General features: G+C 66.1%; 2 protein-coding genes. Both read right to left on the bottom strand.

Features of this window, described 5'->3' with window-relative positions:
* Positions 1–262, bottom strand: a 262-nt coding sequence (locus tag AC1D34_RS37720) for an NADPH-dependent FMN reductase (protein WP_476827047.1), incomplete at its 3' end; no start/stop codon positions are given.
* A 150-nt stretch (positions 263–412) separates the two neighbouring features.
* Positions 413–1,204 carry a class I SAM-dependent methyltransferase gene (locus AC1D34_RS37715; protein ID WP_476827046.1) on the bottom strand — a complete coding sequence of 264 codons (792 nt, stop codon included), beginning with the start codon at positions 1,202–1,204 and terminating at the stop codon, positions 413–415.
* Between the last annotated feature and the right edge of the window lie 13 nt (positions 1,205–1,217).

Raw genomic sequence — 1,217 nt, 5'->3', positions numbered from 1 at the left:
GGGCGTAGCCGGCATTGTATTCGGGGCTCGCGATGTAGAGGCCGTCATGCGCGTCGATCAGCGCGCGCAGCTCATGGGCTGCCTGCGGCGCGTTTCCGAAGCCGGTGGCATCGACCAGGGGAAGCGGATAGTCGCCGAGCGAGATCTGCTTCACCTCTGCCCCGGCGGCGTGCAGCCTCCTTGCCGCCAGCGTCGCGAGCTTGGTGTTGAGGGAGCCCTCGCGCCAGGAACCGGCGAAAACGAGAATTCTAGGTTCTGGCATGTGACGACCCCATGACCTGGCCGGAAAGCTCCGGCCTGTCCGCGATCAGGAAAGCCTGCACTCTTGCTGGCGGCCTGGAAACCCGGGCTGCGGTATCGACACCATGCGCGGAAGGGCGGGTGGGACCATCGCCAGAGAGCCGTCGCAGTCCTATGCCGCGCGACGATAGACCCAGACGCGGGCCGGCGGAATATTCCGCAAGACCCAGTCGGACACCATGGCCTTGAGGCCCGAACCCTTCCGCGGCACCGGCGAGATCACGGAGTAAGTGAACTGGATAAAGGGCGCATCCTGGATGAGCAGCGTGAAAGCGTCCTTGACGAGGGCCGTGCGCGTGGCCGGCGGGCGTGTGAATAGCGGCAGGCTGGAGACGACCGCTACGGCCTTCTCGCTCAGATGCCCGGCAAGCGTCGTCGATAGCGCATAGGCGTCGCCTTCCACCACGGTGGCGCGCGGAAAACGTTCGCGCAGCAGCGTGCAGAATTCGGGGCTGTACTCGACCAGGATCAGCCTGGACTCGTCGATGCCGCGTTCGATCAGCGCCTCTGTCACAGGGCCGGTTCCGGGGCCGATCTCGATCACCGGACCAGGTACGCTCGGATCGACGAAGGAGGCCATGCGGCGCGCCAGGAACGGGCTTGACGGGGTCACCGAACCCGTGCGCAGCGGGTCGTCGATCCAGGATTTCAGGAAGCGGGCATCGTCGCCGAACTTCGCCTTGGCCTCATTGACCCGCGTCTTCAGCTTCCCGGCCGTGTTGCGGACCTCGCCCTCGACCTTGTAGCGCACGGCCGCGACCTTCAGCTTGGCCTCGGCCACGCTATCTGCCAGCTCTGCGGCCGTGACGCGCATTTCACCCTCGATGCGAGCGGCAACGCTCGATTTGCCGAGCCGTCCGGCAAGCGCGCCGCGAGAATCCCGGGTGGTGGAAGAACGCGTCATGAAACCTCAGGCC

The organism is Allobosea sp. P1_A7, from assembly GCF_056406775.1.
The sequence above is the reverse complement of the archived record's forward strand: the minus strand, read 5'-3'. Positions and strand labels throughout refer to the sequence as shown.

Bases quoted from the DNA above. Each gene is read 5' to 3' on its own strand.
- AC1D34_RS37715 (WP_476827046.1), bottom strand. From the start codon at position 1,204: ATGACGCGTTCTTCCACCACCCGGGATTCTCGCGGCGCGCTTGCCGGA.